21 protein-coding genes are annotated in these 21684 nt (G+C 71.2%); 18 read left to right on the forward strand and 3 right to left on the reverse strand.

The genetic code is table 11. The features are described from left to right. The first annotated feature begins 155 nt into the window (after window positions 1–155). Complete coding sequence (lepA, locus tag BIU95_RS08185) at window positions 156–2003, forward strand: translation elongation factor 4 (RefSeq protein ID WP_056068283.1); 1848 nt, start codon at window positions 156–158, stop codon at window positions 2001–2003. 7 nt (window positions 2004–2010) lie between these two features. Here the strand turns inward: lepA and BIU95_RS08190 are convergent, their stop codons facing one another. Then, on the reverse strand, window positions 2011–2508 hold the full coding sequence (locus tag BIU95_RS08190; RefSeq protein WP_071251392.1) for a hypothetical protein: 498 nt from the start codon (window positions 2506–2508) through the stop codon (window positions 2011–2013). A 131-nt stretch (window positions 2509–2639) separates the two neighbouring features. On the opposite strand from BIU95_RS08190, the gene BIU95_RS08195 reads away from it, so the two are divergent. After that, window positions 2640–3287 carry a DUF1990 family protein gene (locus BIU95_RS08195; protein ID WP_017886666.1) on the forward strand — a complete coding sequence of 216 codons (648 nt, stop codon included), beginning with the start codon at window positions 2640–2642 and terminating at the stop codon, window positions 3285–3287. Window positions 3288–3404: 117 nt separating this feature from the next. Here the strand turns inward: BIU95_RS08195 and BIU95_RS08200 are convergent, their stop codons facing one another. Continuing rightward, the gene (locus BIU95_RS08200; protein ID WP_071251394.1) at window positions 3405–4097 is read right to left on the reverse strand and encodes an HAD family hydrolase; all 693 of its coding nucleotides are present in this window, start codon (window positions 4095–4097) and stop codon (window positions 3405–3407) included. A gap of 29 nt (window positions 4098–4126) precedes the next feature. Here BIU95_RS08200 and hemW point away from each other — a divergent pair, with 29 nt between their 5' ends. Beyond that, window positions 4127–5380, forward strand: a complete 1254-nt coding sequence (hemW, locus tag BIU95_RS08205; protein WP_031259452.1) for a radical SAM family heme chaperone HemW — start codon at window positions 4127–4129, stop codon at window positions 5378–5380. Between the two features lie 37 nt (window positions 5381–5417). On the opposite strand, the gene BIU95_RS19220 is transcribed toward hemW, so the two are convergent. After that, the gene (locus tag BIU95_RS19220) at window positions 5418–5945 is read right to left on the reverse strand and encodes a DUF4870 domain-containing protein (protein ID WP_017886669.1); all 528 of its coding nucleotides are present in this window, start codon (window positions 5943–5945) and stop codon (window positions 5418–5420) included. A gap of 109 nt (window positions 5946–6054) precedes the next feature. On the opposite strand from BIU95_RS19220, the gene hrcA reads away from it, so the two are divergent. The 15 genes from hrcA (at window position 6055) to BIU95_RS08285 (ending at window position 21642) form a co-directional block, all read left to right on the forward strand. After that, window positions 6055–7074, forward strand: coding sequence for a heat-inducible transcriptional repressor HrcA (gene hrcA / locus BIU95_RS08215; RefSeq protein ID WP_017886670.1), 1020 nt, complete (start codon window positions 6055–6057; stop codon window positions 7072–7074). A 33-nt stretch (window positions 7075–7107) separates the two neighbouring features. Then, on the forward strand, window positions 7108–8220 hold the full coding sequence (dnaJ, locus tag BIU95_RS08220) for a molecular chaperone DnaJ (protein WP_017886671.1): 1113 nt from the start codon (window positions 7108–7110) through the stop codon (window positions 8218–8220). Beyond that, window positions 8220–8954 carry a 16S rRNA (uracil(1498)-N(3))-methyltransferase gene (locus BIU95_RS08225; RefSeq protein ID WP_071251395.1) on the forward strand — a complete coding sequence of 245 codons (735 nt, stop codon included), beginning with the start codon at window positions 8220–8222 and terminating at the stop codon, window positions 8952–8954. Before dnaJ ends, BIU95_RS08225 begins: the two co-directional genes overlap by 1 nt. A 38-nt stretch (window positions 8955–8992) precedes the next feature. Then, window positions 8993–9346: a histidine triad nucleotide-binding protein gene (locus BIU95_RS08230; RefSeq protein ID WP_017886673.1), complete on the forward strand. Its 354-nt coding sequence runs from the start codon at window positions 8993–8995 to the stop codon at window positions 9344–9346. A 70-nt stretch (window positions 9347–9416) separates the two neighbouring features. Then, window positions 9417–10478, forward strand: a complete 1062-nt coding sequence (locus tag BIU95_RS08235) for a PhoH family protein (protein ID WP_081612245.1) — start codon at window positions 9417–9419, stop codon at window positions 10476–10478. Then, window positions 10475–10936 carry an rRNA maturation RNase YbeY gene (ybeY, locus tag BIU95_RS08240; protein ID WP_017886675.1) on the forward strand — a complete coding sequence of 154 codons (462 nt, stop codon included), beginning with the start codon at window positions 10475–10477 and terminating at the stop codon, window positions 10934–10936. Before BIU95_RS08235 ends, ybeY begins: the two co-directional genes overlap by 4 nt. Window positions 10937–10939: 3 nt before the next feature. After that, window positions 10940–12262: a hemolysin family protein gene (locus tag BIU95_RS08245; RefSeq protein ID WP_017886676.1), complete on the forward strand. Its 1323-nt coding sequence runs from the start codon at window positions 10940–10942 to the stop codon at window positions 12260–12262. After that, window positions 12259–13197, forward strand: coding sequence for a GTPase Era (gene era, locus BIU95_RS08250; RefSeq protein WP_042540163.1), 939 nt, complete (start codon window positions 12259–12261; stop codon window positions 13195–13197). Before BIU95_RS08245 ends, era begins: the two co-directional genes overlap by 4 nt. Before the next feature lie 73 nt (window positions 13198–13270). Further along, a complete protein-coding gene (locus tag BIU95_RS08255; RefSeq protein ID WP_017886678.1) occupies window positions 13271–14509 on the forward strand; it encodes a sensor histidine kinase in 1239 nt (412 codons plus the stop codon). Continuing rightward, window positions 14506–15195 (forward strand): response regulator transcription factor, encoded by a 690-nt coding sequence (locus BIU95_RS08260; protein WP_017886679.1) that lies wholly within the window; start codon window positions 14506–14508, stop codon window positions 15193–15195. The genes BIU95_RS08255 and BIU95_RS08260 overlap by 4 nt, the downstream gene beginning before the upstream one ends. 112 nt (window positions 15196–15307) lie before the next feature. Continuing rightward, a complete protein-coding gene (locus BIU95_RS08265) occupies window positions 15308–16060 on the forward strand; it encodes an ABC transporter ATP-binding protein (RefSeq protein WP_017886680.1) in 753 nt (250 codons plus the stop codon). Beyond that, window positions 16057–17457, forward strand: coding sequence for an ABC transporter permease (locus BIU95_RS08270; RefSeq protein WP_017886681.1), 1401 nt, complete (start codon window positions 16057–16059; stop codon window positions 17455–17457). The genes BIU95_RS08265 and BIU95_RS08270 overlap by 4 nt, the downstream gene beginning before the upstream one ends. 478 nt (window positions 17458–17935) lie before the next feature. Then, a complete protein-coding gene (gene leuA, locus BIU95_RS08275) occupies window positions 17936–19711 on the forward strand; it encodes a 2-isopropylmalate synthase (protein WP_071251396.1) in 1776 nt (591 codons plus the stop codon). A gap of 288 nt (window positions 19712–19999) precedes the next feature. Next, a complete protein-coding gene (recO, locus tag BIU95_RS08280) occupies window positions 20000–20848 on the forward strand; it encodes a DNA repair protein RecO (protein ID WP_042540155.1) in 849 nt (282 codons plus the stop codon). Further along, the gene (locus BIU95_RS08285; RefSeq protein WP_071251399.1) at window positions 20845–21642 is read left to right on the forward strand and encodes an isoprenyl transferase; all 798 of its coding nucleotides are present in this window, start codon (window positions 20845–20847) and stop codon (window positions 21640–21642) included. Before recO ends, BIU95_RS08285 begins: the two co-directional genes overlap by 4 nt. Window positions 21643–21684 lie beyond the last annotated feature (42 nt).

Consider the following 21684-nt stretch of genomic DNA (forward strand, 5'->3'; position numbering starts at 1 on the left):
CCCCCCGACCTCGCACCGTGCGGGTCCGGCACGCCGACGCGAGAGCGCACCGGAAGCGGATCAACCGCGCACCGTGCGTGGCGGACGCGCGCCGTGCCTCCAGGGCGGGTGAAGCGTGGGAGACTGTTGCGACCGTCCGACCCACCTGAGGAACCGTGAGCCCACAAGCATCCGCTCCGCTGGAGCCCGCAGCGACCCCGGCCGACGCGATCCGCAACTTCTGCATCATCGCGCACATCGACCACGGCAAGTCGACGCTGGCCGACCGCATGCTGTCGATCACCGGCATCGTCGAGGACCGCGCGATGCGTGCGCAGTACCTCGACCGCATGGACATCGAGCGCGAGCGCGGCATCACGATCAAGTCGCAGGCCGTCCGCATGCCGTGGGAACTCGACGGTGAGACCTTCGCGTTGAACATGATCGACACCCCGGGGCACGTCGACTTCTCGTACGAGGTCTCGCGGTCCCTGGCGGCGTGCGAGGGCGCGATCCTGCTCGTCGACGCCGCGCAGGGCATCGAGGCGCAGACGCTCGCGAACCTGTACCTGGCGCTCGAGAACGACCTCGAGATCATCCCGGTCCTCAACAAGATCGACCTGCCCGCGGCCGAGCCGGACAAGTACGCCGCCGAGCTCGCGCAGCTCATCGGTGGCAAGCCCGAGGACGTCCTCCGGGTCTCCGGCAAGACGGGCGTCGGCGTGTCCGAGCTCCTCGACCTGGTGGTCCGCCGCGTGCCGGCCCCCGTCGGCGACGCCGAGGCCGCGCCCCGCGCGATGATCTTCGACTCGGTCTACGACAGCTACCGCGGCGTCGTCACCTACGTCCGCATGATCGACGGCACCATCTCGCCCCGCGAGAAGGTCCAGATGATGTCGACCAAGTCGACGCACGAGATCCTGGAGATCGGGGTCTCGAGCCCGGAGCCGAAGCCCACCAAGGGCCTGTCGGTCGGCGAGGTCGGCTACCTGATCACCGGCGTGAAGGACGTCCGCCAGTCGAAGGTCGGCGACACCGTCACCAGCGCGCAGAAGCCGGCGACCCAGGCACTGCCCGGCTACACCGACCCGAAGCCGATGGTGTTCTCGGGCCTGTACCCGATCGACGGCAGCGACTACCCGGTGCTCCGTGAAGCGCTCGACAAGCTCAAGCTCTCCGACGCCGCACTGGTCTACGAGCCGGAGACCTCGGTCGCGCTCGGCTTCGGGTTCCGCTGCGGGTTCCTCGGGCTGCTGCACCTCGAGATCATCACCGAGCGGCTGTCCCGCGAGTTCGGCCTCGACCTCATCACCACCGCCCCGAGCGTGATCTACGAGGTCACGACCGAGGACAACGCCGTGACCGAGGTCACGAACCCCTCGGAGTTCCCGACCGGGCGCATCGTCGAGGTCCGCGAGCCGATGGTCCGCGCCGCGATCCTGGCCCCGAAGGACTACGTCGGCGCGATCATGGAGCTCTGCCAGCAGCGCCGTGGCTCCCTGCTCGGCATGGAGTACCTCGGCGAGGACCGCGTCGAGATCCGCTACGAGATGCCCCTCGGCGAGATCGTCTTCGACTTCTTCGACCAGCTGAAGAGCAAGACCCAGGGGTACGCGTCGCTCGACTACGAGCCCACCGGCGACCAGGCCGCCGACCTCGTCAAGGTCGACATCCTGCTGCAGGGCGACCAGGTCGACGCGTTCAGTGCGATCGTGCACCGCGACAAGGCATACGCCTACGGCACGCTCATGACCGAGCGGCTGCGCAAGCTCATCCCGCGCCAGCAGTTCGAGGTGCCGATCCAGGCCGCCATCGGCGCCCGCATCATCGCCCGCGAGAGCATCCGCGCCATGCGCAAGGACGTCCTGGCCAAGTGCTACGGCGGTGACATCACCCGCAAGCGCAAGCTCCTCGAGAAGCAGAAGGAGGGCAAGAAGCGCATGAAGACCATCGGTCGGGTCGAGGTCCCGCAGGAAGCCTTCATCGCGGCGCTCTCCGGCGACGTCGAAGAGAAGAAGAAGTAGCGCCGGTTCAGCCGGTGTGGCGGGCGCGGGCCCGCAGGGCGGCCAGGCCGAGAGCCGGGAGGCTCGCCGCAGCCAGTCCCGCCAGTGCGGTCCGCAGGATGGCCCAGTGGGCAGCCGCGTCGAAGTCGCTCTGTCGGCCCGAGGTGACCCCGGCGGCCACGGCGCCGACCACCATCGCGAGGGTCACCACCGCGAGGGCGAGCGGGAGCCGTCGGCCCGGGTGACGACGCACCGCGGACACCAGCGCGGCACCGAACAGCAGCACCCCGGCGCCGGCACAGCTGGCCCCGACGGCGGCGATGACGTTCGCGGTGTCGAAGCCGGTCCACGCCTCGGGGGCGAGTGCGACGGCGGCGTACCGGGCGGGGGACGCCGCAGCCGAGGTCGTCACGTCCACCAGCACCCGGGCGGCGGCCGCCAGGCCGAACGCGACGAGCGTGAGCACGGCGAGGGCAGCGGTCCGGCGGTCGACGGACCGCGGGCGGGCGGGGGTGGTGTGGGGCACCTGCTGACGATAGCCGCGTGGCGGGCGCTTGTCGGGCCTCCAGTTCGGGGCGCACCGGCGCCGCGCCGGTCGGGCGGAGCTGAGAGGGGATCGGTTCGATCCGGGGCGGCCCGCCCAAGTAGCATGGCGGCATGAGCATCCGCGGGAGCTACCGGACCGCCCTGACGTACGGCGCGGTGGGGGCGACCCAGGCGTCGGACCTCATGACCTACCCGCCCGAGGGCTTCACCCCGGCCGAGTCGCGCGCGCGGATCGGACACGGCGACCAGCGGTTCGAGACCGCCGTGGTGCAGGCACTGACGTGGCAGATCCAGGAGCGCAGCGGCGTGCGGGTCCGCGTCGAGGAGCAGCCCGACGACGACGAGGTCCGGTACAACCCGGTGACCTTCGACGACGACGGCGTGCCGATCGCTCCGGCGTCCATCGGGACGCCCCGGGTCGAGAAGTTCGCACCGGACGGCACACCGCTGCTGACGGCGGGCACGAGCGCGACCCTGACGATCCACGCCTTCGGGCAGACCGTGCTGGCACCGGTGCGGGTCGTGTCGATCATCGACGAGCACGACCGCAAGGGCTTCGCGTACGGCACGCTCGAGGGGCATCCGCTCTCCGGCGAGGAGTCGTTCGTCGTCGAGCGCACCCAGGACGGCTCGGTGTGGCTGCAGATCCGGCAGTTCTCGCAGCCGTCGAGCGCGAAGTGGCGTTTCGTCGCGCCGTTCGTACGCCGGCAGCAGAAGGTCATGGCGGAGAAGTACCTGGCGGCACTGCGGGGCGACTAGGCGCCGGGGCGCGCCTGTCGCGCCGGGGCCGCGCCTGTCGCGCGGGGGTCGTTGCCGTCGCGCCGGGCGCGACGCGCGTGGGTCGTGGCCGTCGCGCCGGGCGCGTCCGGCCACTGCTCAGCGCAGCGGCGGGAGCGCGGCGATCGCGTCCTCGATGAGCGCCGCGTCCTGCTGGCAGTCGCGCGCGACCGTCACGGCGTTCGTGTGCCGGAGCGCGTCGACGTCGTAGATGCCGGTCGCCACGGCCAGGAACGGGATGCCGGCGGCGTCGGCTGCCTCGCCGTCACGCGGGGTGTCGCCGACGATCACCGCCCGGGTGCCGACCAGGTCGGCGGCGGCACGGTGGGTGACCCCCGCCCGATCGACCTCGGTGTCGCCGAAGTACGAGTGCTCCCAGTCGAAGCCGTCGGGGTCGAACCCGGCGCCGGTGAGCTTCACCCGGGCGCGGTACTCCGAGTTGCCGGTGAGCAGCCCGTTGCGCCACCCGAGCTCGGCGAACCGGGTCAGGAGCGCCTTCGCTCCGGGGACGGGGCTGCGGTGGTCGCCGGAGGCGTGCCGTTCGGCGGTCAGGTCGTGCAGGTGCCGACTGACCGTGGGGATCAGGGTGTCCTCGAACGCGTGGGCGCGCACGTGCTCGGCGATGAGTCCGGCGTCGGTCCGGCCGTGCTGGTGCCCCACCCGCAGGGTGAGGTCGCGGCCCACCGCCCGCTCGAGGGCCAGGTGGTAGAGGTTGCCCGGGGACGACGCGTTCATCACGAGGGTGCCGTCGATGTCCCACAGGACCGTGGTGGGGACGGGATGGTGCTCCATGGCTCCCATCATGACGGACAATGGACTCCATGCCGAGTGCTCTCCCGATCGCCGATCCAGCACCCGCGGACGGCCTGATCACGCCGTGGGCGGCAGCGGGCCCCGCCACCGGCCCCGGCGCTGCTCCCGCCGCCGGTGACGTCCCGTTCGGCGTCTACGTGCACGTCCCGTTCTGCCGTGTGCGCTGTGGCTACTGCGACTTCAACACCTACACGGCCTCCGAGCTCCGCGGCGTCCGTCGCGACGACTACGCCGGCCACGCCGTGCGCGAGATCGAGTGGGCCGCGACCGTGCTCGACCGTTCCGGCGTGCCGCGGCGCCCGGTGTCGACCGTGTTCTTCGGCGGCGGGACCCCGACCATGCTGCCGGCGTCCGACCTGGCGATGATCCTGCGGGCGATCGACGACACGTGGGGCATCCTGCCCGGGGCCGAGGTCACCACCGAGGCGAACCCCGACTCCGTCGACGCGGCGTCGCTCGAGACCCTGCGGGCCGGCGGGTTCAACCGGATCAGCTACGGGATGCAGTCCGCGGTGCCGCACGTGCTCGCCACGCTCGACCGAACGCACGACCCCCTGCGGGTCCCCGTCGTCGTCGACCTCGCGAAGCAGCAGGGGCTCGACGTCTCGCTCGACCTGATCTACTCCACGCCGGGGGAGTCGCTCGCCGACTGGCGGACCTCGCTCGACGCCGCGATCGCGTGCGAGCCCGACCACGTGTCGGCCTACTCGCTCATCGTCGAGGACGGCACCGCGATGGGCCGCATGGTCGCCCGCGGTGAGCTCCCCGCCCCCGACGACGACCTGGCCGCCGACATGTACGAGCTCGCCGACCAGGTGCTCGGCGACGCCGGCTACTCCTGGTACGAGGTCTCGAACTGGGCGCGCGGCGACGGGCACGCGAGTCGCCACAACCTGTCCTACTGGAAGGGCCACGACTGGTGGGGCGTCGGCCCCGGTGCGCACTCCGCCGTCGCCGGTACCCGCTGGTGGAACGTCAAGCACCCGGCCGCCTACGCGAACCGGGTGCTGTCGGGGGAGTCGCCGGCCGCCGGCCGCGAGACCATCGACGACGAGACGCGGTACGTCGAGCGCCTGCTGCTCGCCGCGCGGGTCCGCGGGGAGCTCGCCACGAGCGAGATCCGCCAGGAGGCCCGTGGCCGGGTCGCCGGCCTCATCGCACGCGGGCTCGTGGACGGGTCGGCCGCGGTGCGGGGACGCATCGACCTGACCCTGCAGGGTCGGCTGCTCGCCGACGCGGTGGTGCGGGAGCTGCTCGACTGAGCGGCGTGCGCACTGCTTGCTGCCGAGTGCGTGCCGCTTACTGCTTGATGAACTCGATCGAGAGCGGGTAGCGGTAGAACTGGCCCTGGTTCGCGGCGATCGCGGCCATGATGCTGAAGATCAGCGACACGATGCCCGCGGCGAAGATGATCAGGAGCCCGACCCCGAACACCGAGGTGAGGGAACCGACCACGTAGGCGATCGCCATCGTGATGTGGAAGTTCAGGGCGACCCGGGTGTGCTCGCGGATGAAGCCGCCGCGGTCGCGCAGGACCAGGTAGGCCACCAGCGGTGCGACCACGGTGAAGAAGATGCCGCCGATGTGCGTCAGCGTCGCCCAGAGGCGCTGGTCCTCGGGGCTCATCGGCTGGGGCGGGGTGTACCCGGAGGGGTACTGGGGCCCGCCGGGGTACTGGGGGCCGCCGGGCTGCTGCGGCCCGCCGGGGCCGGGGCCGTACTGGCCCCCGGGCTGCTGGGGGCCACTGGGCTGCTGGGGCCCGCCGGGCTGCTGCGGCCCGCCGGGCTGCTGGTCGGAAGGGCCGCCGGGCTGCTGTCCGTAGGTCATGGCGGAAGCGTATCGGCCGACCGCCCGGAAGTCCCGGGCCGTCAGCGGTCGGGCGTAGGATCAGCAGTCGACACGTCCGAGTGCCAGGTCGATCGGGAAGGAGACGCTCGTGGTCAGTGAACGCAGCCTCGAGGTCCTCAAGGCCATCGTGCGCGACTACGTGGCGTCGCGTGAACCCGTCGGGTCGAAGACCATCGTCGAGCGGCACGCCTTCGGGGTCAGCGCCGCGACGATCCGCAACGACATGGCCCTGCTCGAGGACGAACAGCTCATCGCGGCCCCGCACACCTCGTCCGGTCGCGTACCGACCGACAAGGGATACCGCCTCTTCGTGGACCACCTCGCCGGTGCCCGTCCGCTCTCCAGCGCGCAGCGGCACGCCATCGAGACCTTCCTCGGCGCCCCGAACGACCTCGACGAAGTCCTCGGGCGCACCGTCCGGCTGCTCAGCCAGCTCACGAACCAGGTCGCCCTGGTGCAGTACCCGTCGATGGTGCGCGCCCGCGTGCAGCACGTCGAGCTGGTGCGGCTCGGTGACGCCCGGCTGATGGTGGTGCTCATCACCGACACCGCCCGGGTCGAGCAGCGCGTGGTCGAGACCGACGTCGCGCTCGACGAGGACTCGCTCGGCGAACTCCGCACCGTGGTGAACGGCGCCACGGTGGGGCTCCTGCTGCAGGACGTCCCGACCGCACTCCGGGCCGTGCCGCAGCAGCTCCGCCCCGACGCCCAGACGCTCGGCGGGGTCGTCGTCGCCACGCTCATCGAGCAGGTCGCTGCGAACCGGCAGGACCGCCTGCTGATGGCCGGTGCGGCGAACCTGGCGAAGAGCGAGCAGGACTTCTCCGGCGGCCTCTTCCCCGTGCTCGAAGCGATCGAGGAACAAGTCACCCTGCTCCGCTTGTTCGGGGAGATGCAGGTGGACGACATCGCGGTGGCGGCCAGCATCGGCGTCGAGAACGCCGAGTATGGGCTCGACGCCACGAGCATCGTCGCCGGCGGCTACCTGGCCGGTGGCGAGGTGGCCCGACTGGGCGTCCTCGGACCGACCCGGATGGACTACGGCACGAACATGGCGGCCGTCCGGGCCGTCGCCCGGTACCTGTCCAAACTCCTGGGCGAACATTGACCAACCGACCGAACCCAACCGACTGAGGGATACGTGGCAGACCACTACGACGTCCTCGGCGTCCAGCGAGACGCCTCCGATGCCGACATCAAGAAGGCCTACCGCCGCCTGGCGCGTGAGCTCCACCCGGACGTGAACCCGGCACCCGACGCCGCCGAGCGCTTCAAGGACGTGACGCACGCGTACGACGTGCTGAGCGACCCCGAGCAGCGACGCCGGTACGACGCCGGACCGCAGGCCGACAGCCCCTTCGGAGGCGGTGCTGGCGGCTTCAGCGACATCTTCGACGCCTTCTTCGGTGGTGGCGGTGGCGGCGGACGTGGCTCCGGCCCCCGCAGCCGTGCCGAACGGGGGCAGGACGCCCTGCTCCGCATCGAGGTCGACCTCGACGAGGTCGTCTTCGGCACCCACAAGGACGTCGAGGTCGACACGGCCGTGCTGTGCGAGACCTGCCACGGCTCCTGCTGCGCACCGGGCACCAGCCCGCGCACGTGCGACATCTGCGGCGGGTCCGGGCACATCCAGCGCCAGGTCCGGTCGCTCCTCGGCAACGTCGTGACGAGCGCCCCGTGCGGCACCTGCCGCGGGTACGGCACCGTCATCCCGAGCCCCTGCCCGACCTGCCAGGGCCAGGGCCGCGTCCGCGCCCGTCGCACCGTACCGGTGGACGTCCCCGCCGGCGTCGACTCCGGACTACGGCTGCAGATGCCGGGCCAGGGCGAGGTCGGTCCGGCCGGTGGCCCGTCCGGTGACCTGTACCTCGAGATCCGCGTGCGCCACGACGACGTCTTCAGCCGCGACGGTGACGACCTGCTGGCCACGCTCGAGGTCGGCATGACCGACGCCGTCCTCGGCACGACCACCACGATCGACGGCCTCGACGGTCCGGTCGAGCTCGAGATCCGACCCGGTGTGCAGAGCGCCGACGTCCTCGTCATCAAGGACCGCGGCATCACGAAGCTGCGCGGGAACGGGCGCGGCGACCTGCGGGTCGGCGTGCAGGTCGTCACCCCGACCAAGCTGTCCCACAAGGAACGGCAGCTGGTCGAGCAGCTCGCGAAGTCGCACAAGACGACGGCTCCGCAACTCGCCCGGTTCCAGCAGGGCATGTTCGGCAAGCTCCGCGACCGGTTCTTCAACCACTGATGGCGTCGCTGTACCTCGTCGACTCGCTCGACGTCGTCGTCGGCGACACGGTGTCGCTCGACGGTGCCGAGGGCCGGCACGCGGTCTCCGTCGCGCGGGTGCGGGTCGGCGAGGTCCTGCGGATCGCCGACGGTCGGGGCACCGTGGTGTCCGGGCCGGTCACGGCACTCGGCAAGGACACGCTGGAGCTCGCGGTCGAGACCCTCGAGCACCAGGACGCACCGCGTCCGTCGCTGACGCTGGTGCAGGCACTGGCGAAGGGCGGCCGCGACGAGATGGCCGTGCAGGCGGCGACCGAGATCGGTGTCGACCGGGTGGTGCCGTGGTCGGCTGCGCGCAGTGTCTCCCGGTGGGGCGGCGCGAAGGTCGAGAAGGGTCGTGCGCGGTGGGCCGCCATCGCGCACGAGGCGGCGAAGCAGGCGATCCGTCCGCGCGTCCCTGTGGTGGCACCGCTCGCGACGACGGGCCAGCTCGTGTCGGCTCTCGGAGCAGGGACCGCACTCGTCGTGCTCGACCCCACCGCGACCGTGCGGCTCGCCACCTGGGAACCACCGACGGACGCCGAGGACATCGCGCTCGTCGTCGGACCCGAAGGCGGCATCGACGGTGCCGAGCTCGACCGGCTCGAGGCCGCCGGTGCGGTGCGTGTCCGACTCGGCGACAGCGTGCTCCGCACCTCCACCGCAGGACCGGCGGCACTCGCTGTCCTGCAGGCGCGACTGGGTCGCTGGTGAGCCGGACCCCGCCGTCGGACGCGTCCTACGATGGAGCCATGAGCACCAGCACGCCCAGCGTCTTCTCCAAGATCATCGCGCGCGAGATCCCGGCGACCATCGTCGCCGAGGACGACCGTGTCATCGCGATCGAGGACATCGCGCCCAAGGCCCCCGTCCACGTGCTCGTCGTGCCCAAGACGGAGCAGTACGCGAACGTCGCGGAGCTCGCCGCGGGGGACCCCGACCTCCTGGCCCACGTGGTCGCCACGGCGCAGCGCATCGCCGACGAGCGCGCCGACGGCCAGTTCCGACTCGTCTTCAACACCGGCGAAGCCGCCGGTCAGACCGTGTTCCACGTGCACGCGCACGTACTCGCAGGTGAACTGCAGGAAGGCACCCTTGCCGGATAACGAACCAGCACAGCCCACCGCCGCCGACGAACAGCCCGTCTCCGTCTCGCTCCAGGTCGACGGCATCGCCATGGTGCAGCTGCTCGGCCCCCAGGACCGACTGCTCAAGACCGTCGAGCGCCAGTACCCGGGTGTCCGGGTGGTCGTCCGTGGCAACGAGGTCACGCTGACCGGCCCCGAACGCGACGTCGCCCGCGCGAAGGCGCTCGTCGACGAACTCGTCGGCATGGTCAAGCGCGGGCAGGAGATCGGCCCGTCCGACATCCCGATGTCCGCACGGATCCTCGACGACGACCGCAAGCCGTCCGACACCTTCGGCACCCCCATCGTCTCGAGCCGCGGCAAGTCCGTCCGGCCGAAGACCGACGGGCAGCGTGCCTACGTCGACGCCATCGACGAGCACACGATCACGTTCGGCATCGGCCCGGCCGGGACCGGCAAGACCTACCTGGCGATGGCGAAGGCCGTGCAGGCGCTGCAGCGGCGCGAGGTCAACAGGATCATCCTGACGCGTCCCGCGGTCGAGGCCGGCGAGCGGCTCGGCTTCCTGCCGGGCACGCTCACCGACAAGATCGACCCCTACCTGCGGCCGCTCTACGACGCCCTGAACGAGATGATGGACCCGGAGCTCGTCCCGAAGCTCCTGGCGGCCGGCACCGTCGAGGTCGCCCCGCTGGCGTACATGCGTGGTCGGACCCTGAACGACTCGTTCGTCGTGCTCGACGAGGCGCAGAACACCACGCCCGAGCAGATGAAGATGTTCCTGACCCGTCTCGGGTTCGGTTCGAAGATGGTCATCACGGGTGACATCACCCAGGTCGACCTGCCGGGCAACGTGTCCGGTCTCCGGCTCGTGACCCGCATCCTCGACCAGGTCGATGACATCCACTTCGCCCGTCTCGGCAGCGAGGACGTGGTCCGCCACACCCTCGTCGGTCGGATCGTCGACGCCTACACGGTCTACGACGAAGAGCGCCTCGCCGAGCAGGCCGGCCAGCGCCCCGGCGGCCGCGGAACCGCTCCGGTCGGCAACCCCGACGGCGCCAACCGCGCCGAGCGTCGTGGGCGCCCGCCGCAGGACCGTGCACGGCCCCCGTACCCCCAGAACGACGCCCGAGGAGGCAACCGGTGAGCATCGAGCTCAACAACGAGTCCGGCGTCGAGGTGGACGAGGCCGCGATCCAGCGGCTCGCCGCGTTCGCCCTGGACGCCATGCACGTCCACGCCGACGCGGAGCTCGCGATCGTGCTGGTCGACGAGGGCGCGATGGAGCAGTTGCACGTGCGGTGGATGGACGAGCCCGGCCCGACGGATGTCCTGAGCTTCCCGATGGACGAACTGCGGCCCGGCACCGAGGACGACCCGACGCCGGCCGGACTGCTCGGCGACATCGTGCTCTGCCCGCAGGTGGCCGAGGAGCAGGCGAAGACCGCCGGGCACTCGAGCACCGACGAGATGCTCCTGCTCACCTGCCACGGCATCCTGCACCTGCTCGGCTTCGACCACGCCGAACCCGACGAGAAAGCCGAGATGTTCGGCATCCAGGGCGAGATCCTGACCGCGTTCGCCGCCCAGCACCGAGGGCGGTAGCCGATGGTCGTCGTCGCCGGACTCCTCGCGGTGGCGCTGGGGCTCGTCGTGCTCGGCGGGCTCCTCGCCGCGAGCGACGCCGCGCTCTCCGTGGTGTCCCGAGCCGACCTCGAGGAGATCGCCAGGGGCAACAAGCGCCGTCGGTCGATCGAGGCGATCGCGGACGACGTCGGCGCGCACGTGAACGCGCTGAACTTCTTCCGGGTGCTGGCCGAGACGGCCGCCGCTGTGCTCGTCACGATCGCCCTGGTGCGTGCCTTCGACAGCTGGTGGGTGGCGCTCGTCGTCTCCGCCGCGATCATGACCGCGGTGTCGTTCGTGCTGGTCGGGTCGAGCCCGCGGAGTGTCGGGCGGGCCCACGCCGAGCGACTCATCGGTGCCACCGGCGGCATCGTCCGCGGGGTGCGCATCGTGCTCGGACCGCTCGCCGGGCTGCTCGTCCACATCGGCGACCGGGTCACCCCCGGCCGCGGCCGGAGCGCGTCCACGGTGTCGAGCGAGGAACAGCTGCTCTCCCTGGTCGACGAGGCCACCGAGAGCAACGTGCTCGAGGACGAGGACCGCGAGCTCATCCACTCGGTGTTCGAGTTCAGCGACACCCTGGTGCGTGAGGTCATGGTGCCGCGGACGGACATGCTCACCGTCGACGGCGCGGACACCCTCGGTGTGGCCATGGAGCAGTTCCTCGCCGCCGGTGTCTCCCGCATGCCGGTCACGGGCAAGGACAGCGACGACGTGCGCGGTGTCCTGTACCTCCGCGACGTCGCGCGGTCGCTGTACGAGCGGCCCGCGTCCCGTGGCGAGCGGGTCAGCCGGCTGCTCCGCCCCGCCGAGTTCGTGCCGGAGTCGAAGCACGCCGACGACACCCTGCGGCACATGCAGCTCGCCAAGAACCACCTGGTGCTGGTGGTCGATGAGTACGGCGGAGTCGCCGGACTCGTGACCATGGAGGACCTCATCGAGGAGCTCGTCGGCGACATCTCCGACGAGTACGACCGCGCCGTCGTCGACCGCACCGAGGTCGAGCCGGGTGTGTGGCGGATCTCCGCACGACTGCCGGTCGACGAGCTCGGCGACCTGTTCGGCATCGAGCTCGACGACGACGACGTCGACACCGCCGGTGGGCTGCTCACCAAGGAGCTCGGACACCTTGCCGTGTCCGGCGAGACCGTCACCGTGTCCGGCGTCGTCCTGACCGCCGACCGTGTCGAGGGCAAGCGCCGCCACCTGATCACCGTGCTCGCCGAGCGCACCCATGCCCTGGCCGACGTCGAGGACGCCTTCGACGACGCCGAAACCACCACGACGGGAACCACGCACGCATGACCGACCCCGACACCACCCCAGCCGGCTCGGACAAGCCCTACCGCGCGGGCTTCGTCTCGTTCGTCGGCCGTCCGAACGTCGGCAAGTCGACGCTGACCAACGCCCTGGTGGGCGAGAAGGTCGCGATCACGTCGTCGAAGCCGCAGACCACCAGGCGTGCCATCCGCGGGATCGTGCACCGGCCCGACGGGCAGGTCATCATCGTGGACACGCCGGGCGTGCACCGTCCGCGCACGCTGCTCGGCGAACGGCTGAACGACCTCGTCCAGTCCACGCTGGGCGACGTCGACGTGATCGGGTTCTGCGTGCCGGCGAACGAACCCGTCGGTCCCGGCGACCGGTTCATCAACGACACGCTCGACCAGTACCCGCGCGCCAAGAAGATCGCGATCGTCACCAAGATCGACAGCACCTCGAAGGACCGCGTCGGCGAGCAGCTGCTGGCCGTCTCGAAGCTCCGCGACTGGGACGCCGTGGTGCCGACCTCGGGCACACGGGGCATGCAGCTCGAAGACCTGCTGGGCGTCGTCACGAGCCTCTTGCCCGAGTCCCCGCAGCTCTACGACTCGAGTGCGGTGACCGAGGAGACCGACGAGGAGCGCATCGGCGAACTCATCCGTGAGGCGGCGCTCGAAGGTGTCCGTGACGAGCTGCCGCACTCGCTGGCCGTCGTCATCGAGGACATCGTCGAACCCGACGAGGACGACGACGCCGACGGGCCACTGCGCATCTTCGCGAACCTGTTCGTCGAGCGCGACAGCCAGAAGGCGATCGTCATCGGGCACAAGGGCGAGCGTCTCAAGGACGTCGGCTCGCGGGCCCGCGTCGAGATCGAGTCGCTGCTCGGCGGCCGGCACGTCTACCTGAACATCCGCGTGAAGGTGGCCAAGGAGTGGCAGCGTGACCCGAAGCAGCTCGGACGCCTCGGCTTCTGATCGTCGGACCCCTGCAGCCCGGGTCATCCGGGCGAGGGACGCGCTGGTGAGCGGTCCGCCGTACCGTGGACGGGTGTTCCGTCCGATGCTCCGTGCGCAGGTCATCACCGACCTGGTGATCGCCGTGCTGCTCGGCGGCCTGGTGCTGATCGCCAGCGGGCGCGGCATCGACGGTCCGCTGTCGGTGATCACGGTCGTCGGCATGACCGCCGCCCTGGCGCTCCGTCGGTCGTCACCGGGGCTGGCACTGGCCGTGGCGTGGGCGTTCGCGGTCTTCGAGATGGTCACCCTGCAGGTGCCGGACGTCTCGAACGCGTTCATCGCCGGCGTGATGTACACGACGAGTGCGTACGGCAGCCGTCGTGTGCGGCTGGCCGGACTCGTGTCGGCGATCGTCGGTTCGGTGACCGCGGCGGCCTACCTGGGCTTCGACGACTACCAGAACCGGCTCACGTACGAGACCGCCTCGACCCCGCTGCAGGAGTCGCTGCAGGTCACGTTCTCGTTCTTCGCCGTCGTCCTGCTCCTGCTCCTGTTGCCCTGGCTCGCCGGGCTCGTGGTCCGGACCCGTCGGTCGGCGAGCATGAGCCGCGAAGCCCAGCTGCTCGCCGAGCGTGACGCCGCGCGGGCCGACCGGGCCGTGGCCGTCGAGCAGGAGCGTGTCCGGATCGCCCGCGACATGCACGACATCGTCGCCCACTCGCTCGCGGTCGTCATCGCGCAGTCCGACGGCGCCCGGTACGCGCTGAAGGCCGACCCCGCCGTCGCCGATCAAGCGCTCAGCACCATCTCGACGACGGCCCGGCGGGCGCTCGGTGATGTCCGTGAACTCCTCGGCGCGCTCCGGCACGAGCAGGGGACCGCGCCGACGCCCGAGATCGACGACATCGACCGGCTCGTCGACGAGATGCGCCAACTCGGGCTCGACGTCCGGGTGGAGCGCGAGGGCGACCCCGGCGGGTTGCCGACCACCACGCAGCTCGCGGTGTACCGGATCGTGCAGGAGAGCCTGACGAACGCGTACAAGCACGGCGAGCCGGGCAGTCCGGTGCACGCCGCTCTGACCTACCGACCGGACACGGTCGAGATCGCCGTCGTGAACCGCCGAGCCGACGACGGCGTCCGCGGCCCGGGCACGGGCCACGGACTGGTCGGCATGCGCGAGCGCGCCGTGATGACCGGTGGCACGATGACCGCAGGAGCCCGGGGCGACGACTTCGCGGTCGCCGTCCGGATGCCGACCGTCCCGGCCAGTGGGCAGATGCCCCGCGGTCGCATCACCCCCACCGAGCAGGAGCGCAGCGCCCGATGACCACGACCCCGACCGACGATCATGCGATCCGCGTCGCCCTCGTCGACGACCAAGCGCTCTTCCGCACCGGCATCCGGATGCTCATCGACTCGCAGCCCGACCTGCGGTTCGTCGGCGAGGCCGGCGACGGGGCCGAGGGGGTCGAGCTCGTCCGCCGGACCCGCCCCGACGTGGTGCTGATGGACGTCCGGATGCCCGTGATGGACGGCATCACGGCGACCGGCCACATCGTCGAGCAGTCCGGCACCGACGGCGCGAAGGTCCTCGTGCTGACGACGTTCGACTTCGACGAGGCCGCCGCCAAGGCCATCCGTGCCGGAGCGAGCGGGTTCGTGCTCAAGGACGCCGACCCCGAGTTCCTGCTCGCCGCGGTCCGCACCGTGCACGCCGGCACCGCGGTGTTCGCCGCCTCGGCGACCCGTGAGCTCCTGCGACGGTACGACGACTCGGTCGGACGCGCCGCTGCGGTGCCCGCGGCCTTCTCCGACCTCACCCCGCGTGAGCGCGAGATCTTCGACCTGGCCGCCCGCGGCTTCAGCAACAGCGAGATCGCCCAGCACGAGTACGTCAGCGAGGCGACCGTGAAGACGCACATCTCGCGGGTCCTGACGAAGCTCGAGCTCCGCGACCGGGTCCGTCTCGTCGTCTTCGCCCACGAACACGGGCTCGTCACCAAGGCCGAGTGACGCCGGGTCATCCCGACGGATGACCCCTCCACAGACAACCGAGCCGAGCGGACGATCAACAGGAGCCGTCCGAGCGACGCGTGACGGGGCCGGCGGCGGCCATCGTGGATGCATGACCACCAGCCACGCTCCGATCATCCGCCTCGACCACGTGTCCAAGCACTACGGCGACGCCGCCCGACGCGTCACCGCGCTCGATGACGTCAGCGTCGACATCGGCGCGGGGGAGTTCACCGCGGTGATGGGGCCGTCCGGGTCCGGCAAGTCGACGCTCATGCACGTCGCGGCCGGCCTCGACGCCGTGACCACCGGCCGGATCCACATCGACGGCGTCGACATCACGGCGCTGGGCGACAAGGACCTCACCGAGCTGCGCCGTCGCCGACTGGGCTTCGTCTTCCAGTCGTTCAACCTCGTCCCGACGCTCGATGTCAGCGAGAACATCCGGCTGCCGTTCCTGCTCGGTGGGCACAAGCCCTCGCGCGAGGAGACCGCCTGGATCGACCGTCTGGTCGAGATGCTCGGACTCGGCAACCGGCTGACCCACCGGCCGCACCAGCTCTCCGGCGGGCAGCAGCAGCGCGTCGCCATCGCGCGGGCCCTCGCCTCGCGACCGGCGGTGGTCGTCGCCGACGAGCCGACCGGTGCCCTCGACTCCCGCACGGGTCGCGACGTCCTGTCGATCCTGCGCGGTGCCGTGCAGGAATGGGGCCAGAGCGTCGTCATGGTCACGCACGACCCGGTGGCCGCCGCGAACGCCGACCGCATCCTGTTCCTGGCCGACGGCCGGATCGTCGCCGACCGCCCGGCGATGGACGCCGGCGCGATCTCCACCACGATGCTCGGGATGGAGGCGGCAGCGTGAACGGCGTCCGCTCCTTCGCCCCCACCGTCCTGGTCGCCGCCCTCGGCACCACGTTCGGTTCCGCCCTGGTCATCGCACCGGGCATCGTCACCGAAGCGCTCCGAGCAGCCGGCGTCGCCGACCTCGGGCCGATCAAGGCGATCCTGTCCGTGGTCGGGTGGTTGTTCCTCGGCATCGCGCTCTACGTCGGCGCGATCGTCACCGCGAACACCTGCGCCACCCTGATCGCCGGGCAGACCCGGATCATCGCGCTGCAGCGGCTCGTCGGGGCGACCGGAGCCACGCTCCGTGCGCGGATCACCCGGACCGGTCTGGTCGTCGGCGTGCTCGGCGGGGTCATCGGTGCCGTCGTCGGGACCGCACTCTCGGCACTCTTCGTCGTCGTCCTGCGGGGCAACGGTGTCCTGCCCGACACCGAGTACACGTACGTGCCGTGGGAGCTCGTCCTGCCGGTCGTTGCCGTCGTCCTCGCCACCTGGGGCGCCTTCGCGTCCGGGTCGCGTCGCGTGCTCACCGTCACCCCGCTCGAAGCGCTCTCGTCGTCCGTCGAGCCCAGCCACGACGACGTCCGGTCCGGCACCGCCCGCAAGGTCTGGGCGATCGTGCTCATGGCCGGCGGTGCGCTGCTGATGGCGCTCGGGCTCGCCGTCAGCTCGGTGTCCCCGGTCGCGGTCCTGCCGGCGGCGCTGGGCGGGTTCGTCTCCTTCGCCGGGGTCGCGGTCGGGGCGACGATCGTGATGCCGCCCGTGCTGCAGCTCATCGGGCGCATCGGCTCGCACGACCCGGTGGTCCTGCTCGCCGGGCGCAACGCGATGCGGGCGCCGGGGCGGTCCTCGCGGGCGACCATCGGGCTCGTCATCGGTGTCACCCTGCTCGTCACCTTCGCGGTGGCGCTCGGGATCATGCAGCACGTGCTCGAGACCCAGATGCGCGCGTTGAGCGAGGGGAGTGCCACACCGGCGATGATCGAGGCGCAGCGTGACCTGTTCGTGCAGATCAACGCCGTCGTCAGCGTGATCGTCGGGTTCTCCGCCGTGATCGCCGCCGTCGGGGTCGTGAACGCCCTGGCACTCGGGGTGCTCCAGCGTCGACGCGAACTCGGGCTGCTCCGCGTGCTCGGCCTGACCGGTGCCCAGGTGCGCCGGATGATCGTCACCGAGGCCGTACAGATGGTCGTCGCGGCCGTCGTCTCGGGTCTCGCGCTCGGCACCCTGTACGGCTGGGTCGGCGGGCAGACGCTCCTCGGCTCGCTCGGGACTCCCGTGTCGCCGGTGCTCCCACCGCTGACGATCGGCATCGTGGTGGTCGGCGCGCTGGTCCTGGCGGTCGTCGCGACCATCGCCCCGGTGCGCCGCGCGATGCGCGTCCCGCCGACCGAGGCGCTCGCGGTCGACTGACCCGGCGCCCTCGGCGCACCACACGACGAGACGGGAGGCCCGGTGCCAGCTGGCACCGGGCCTCCCGTCTCGTCGTGGCGTCACGCCGACGTCCTCTGCACGGCGCGGCCACGCCGCTCACGTCCGCCGAGTGGTCTCGAACTGTCGTCTGGACGCGGTCCGGGCGACAGAACGTGACCACTCGGCGACCGACCCGCGGCATGTCGTGACCGCTCGGAGCTGCTCGGAGCCACTCGGCAACCCGCTCGGCACGCCAGCCTGCATCCCCGCTCGAGCGCGCCGAGGTCCTGCGTCACACGCTTGCGCCTGCCCGCTGCTCCGGTGCTACCGTGGGTCCCGATGTACTCCGCACTGCTCCTCCTTCGCTGCCGCGACGAGGCCTGACACTCCGGCCCACCTCGTCGCGGAGTCCGTCGTGGCCGCACTGACCAGAGCCCACGAACACCGGCTCACGAACACGCGACGAAAGCGAAGAACGATGCAGAACACGCAGCAGCCCTCCGGGATGCCGATCCACAAGTACGTCCCCTTCCACGAGCAGATCGCCGTCGAGCTGCCGGACCGCACGTGGCCCACGAAGCGCATCGACAAGGCCCCGCGCTGGTGTGCCGTCGACCTGCGTGACGGCAACCAGGCCCTCATCGACCCGATGGACGCCGAGCGGAAGCGCGCGATGTTCGACCTCCTCGTCCGGATGGGCTACAAGGAGATCGAGGTCGGGTTCCCGAGCGCCTCGCAGACCGACTTCGACTTCGTCCGGTCGCTGATCGACGAGGGCGCGATCCCCGACGACGTCACGATCCAGGTGCTGACCCAGGCGCGTGAGCACCTCATCCAGCGCACCTACGAAGCGATCGACGGCGCGAAGCAGGCCATCGTCCACCTGTACAACTCCACGAGCATCGTCCAGCGCGAGGTCGTCTTCCGCACGGACGTGCAGGGCGTGGTGGACATCGCGGTCGCCGGCGCGAAGCTGTGCAAGGCTGCCGAGGCGACGCTGCAGCACGACACGACGATCTACTACGAGTACTCGCCGGAGTCCTACACGGGCACCGAGCTCGAGGTCGCGCTGGAGATCTGCAACGCCGTGCTCGAGGTCTTCGAGCCGACGCCCGAGCGCAAGGTCATCATCAACCTGCCCGCCACCGTCGAGATGGCCACGCCGAACGTCTACGCGGACTCGATCGAGTGGATGTCGCGCCGCCTCGCCCACCGCCAGGACGTCATCCTGTCGCTGCACCCGCACAACGACCGCGGCACCGCGGTCGCCGCCGCCGAGCTCGGCTACCTGGCCGGCGCCGACCGGATCGAGGGCTGCCTGTTCGGCAACGGTGAGCGCACCGGCAACGTGGACCTGGTCGCCCTCGGGATGAACCTGTTCACGCAGGGCATCGACCCGGAGATCTCGTTCGCCGACATCGACCAGGTGAAGCGCACCGTCGAGTACTGCAACCAGCTGCCGGTGCCCGAGCGCCAGCCGTGGGCGGGTGACCTGGTGTACACGGCGTTCAGCGGCTCGCACCAGGACGCCATCAACAAGGGCTTCGAGGCGATGAAGGCGAAGGCCGCCGCTGCGGGCAAGGACATCGACGAGATCGCGTGGGCGGTGCCGTACCTGCCCGTCGACCCGAAGGACATCGGCCGGTCGTACGAGGCCGTCATCCGCGTCAACTCGCAGTCCGGCAAGGGCGGTGTGGCGTACCTGCTCAAGACCGACCACGCCCTCGACCTGCCCCGCAAGCTGCAGATCGAGTTCTCCGGCGTCGTCCAGCGGCACACCGACACCGAGGGCGGCGAGTTCTCGTCGCAGCGCATCTGGGACGTGTTCCAGGACGAGTACCTGCCCGCGTCGATCGACGACGAGAAGTGGGGCCGCTACGAGCTCACCAAGACGGCGACGTCGAGCGACTTCGAGGGCACGACCTCGCTGTCCGTGGCACTCCGGGTCGACGAGGGCGCGGTCACGGCCGAGGCCGTCGGCACCGGTCCCATCGACGCGTTCCTGAAGGTGCTCGCTGAGCAGGGCGTCCAGGTCACCCTGTACGACTACTCCGAGCACACGATGAGCGCCTCCGGTGACGCGAAGGCCGCGTCCTACGTCGAGCTCGACGTCGACGGCGTGCGCCTGTGGGGCGTCGGCATCGACGCCGACATCTCGACGGCGTCGCTCAAGGCGATCGTGTCCGCGGTGAACCGCGCAGTGCGCGCGGGTGCCGCGGCCGGAGCAGACGCGCCGGAGCTCGTCTCCGCCTGAGACGCAACCAGACAGGAGGCTCCCCACCGGGCACGGCCTGATCGCCGCTGGCGCGTCGACCAGGTACCGGCCGGTGTGGGCCCAGGTGTGGGTCCGTCCCGCACCGCGCCTCCCGTCTGTGCGCACGTTCACTGCCTCACGCAAGACGCCGTCGTGTTGCCGAGGCGCCTCCGAAAGTCGCGGCGTCTCGACGAGTGCGCGGCGTCCGGCGAAGACGACGGCGTCTTGTCGCAGTGCCCCCGCCCCGCACCGCACGCGGCTGTCGGCGGGGCGGGGGATACTGGGGTCATGCCGCTGTACCGGGACGAGTGCGTCGTGTTGCGCACCCACAAGCTCGGTGAAGCCGACCGCATCGTTACGATGCTCTCGCGGCAGCACGGCAAGATCCGCGCGGTGGCCAAGGGCGTGCGGCGGACGGCGTCGAAGTTCGGCAGCCGGCTCGAGCCGTTCATGGTCGTGGACGCCCAGTTCTACGAGGGCCGGTCGCTCGACATCGTCACCCAGGCGGAGTCCCTCGGTGCGTACGGGGCCCAGATCGTCGCCGACTACGGCGCGTACACGGCGGCCAGCGCCATGGTCGAGACCGCCGACCGACTGAGCGAGGCCGACGCCGGGCTGCAGCAGTACCTGTTGCTCGTCGGGGCGCTCCGCTCGTTGTCCCGCGGCGAACACCAGTCCAGCGCGACCCTCGACTCGTACCTGCTGCGCGCGATGAGCATCGCGGGGTGGGCGCCCTCGTTCAGCGACTGCGCGGTGACGGGGGAGCCCGGCCCGCACTCGGCCTTCGTGGTGCAGCTCGGTGGTGTCGTCGCCGACCGTGCGGCGCCCCCGGGGACTCCCCGGCTCGACCCGGCGACGCTCGGTGTGCTCGGCTCCCTGCTGGCGGGTGACTGGGCGACGGTGGACGCCACCGACGAGCGGACGCGTTCGCGGGCCTCCGGCGTGGTCGCGGCCTACGCCCAGTGGCACCTGGAACGATCGCTCCGGTCCCTGCCGCACGTCGACCGCTCCGAGCACCCGATGCCCGTGCCCCAGACCCACGGCGGACCCGAGGCGACAGCGCGCGCGGTGGCCTCGACCCCGGCACCCGCCGTGCCCGACCCCGATCCCGCTGTCGAAGGAGCCCCCACCGCATGAGCCCCCGCCGCCCCGACGACGTCGAACCGTTCCGCCCGATCGACTGGACCGGCGAGACGCCCCCGGCGATCCCGGCCCGGTTCGTGCCGGAGCACGTGGCCATCGTCATGGACGGCAACGGCCGGTGGGCGAACGGCCGCGGTCTGACCCGGATCGAGGGGCACAAGGCGGGCGAGGCGTCGTTGCTCGACGTCGTCGCGGGCGCGATCCAGATCGGCGTCGGGCACGTGTCGGCGTACGCGTTCTCGACGGAGAACTGGAAGCGCTCCCCGGAAGAGGTCCGGTTCCTGATGGGCTTCAACCGCGACGTCATCCGTCGGCGCCGCGACCAACTGCACCAGTGGGGCGTCAAGGTGCGGTGGGCGGGCCGGCGTCCGCGGCTGTGGCGGAGCGTCATCGACGAGCTCGAGACCGCGGAGCGCATGACGGCGGGCAACGATGTCCTCACGCTGACGATGTGCGTGAACTACGGTGGCCGGAACGAGATCGTCGACGCGGTGCGGGGCATGGCCGAGGACGTCGCAGCCGGTCGCCTGAAGCCGAGCCAGGTCACCGAGAAGGCCCTGGCGAAGCGGTTGTACGTGCCGGAGATGCCCGACGTCGACCTGTTCCTCCGGAGCTCCGGCGAGCAGCGCACGAGCAACTTCCTGCTCTGGCAGTCCGCCTACGCCGAGATGGTGTTCCTCGACCGGCTCTGGCCGGACTTCCGCCGCACCGACCTGTGGGGTGCGATCGAGGAGTACGCCAGCCGCGACCGTCGCTACGGCGGCGCGGTCGACACCCCGACGGCGTAGCCCGAGCCGAGGCGGACGCCGGGCCGGGGCCGAGTCTCGGAT

It is taken from the genome of Curtobacterium sp. MCBA15_007 (assembly GCF_001864905.1).
GTDB classification, from domain to species: Bacteria; Actinomycetota; Actinomycetes; order Actinomycetales; family Microbacteriaceae; genus Curtobacterium; species Curtobacterium poinsettiae.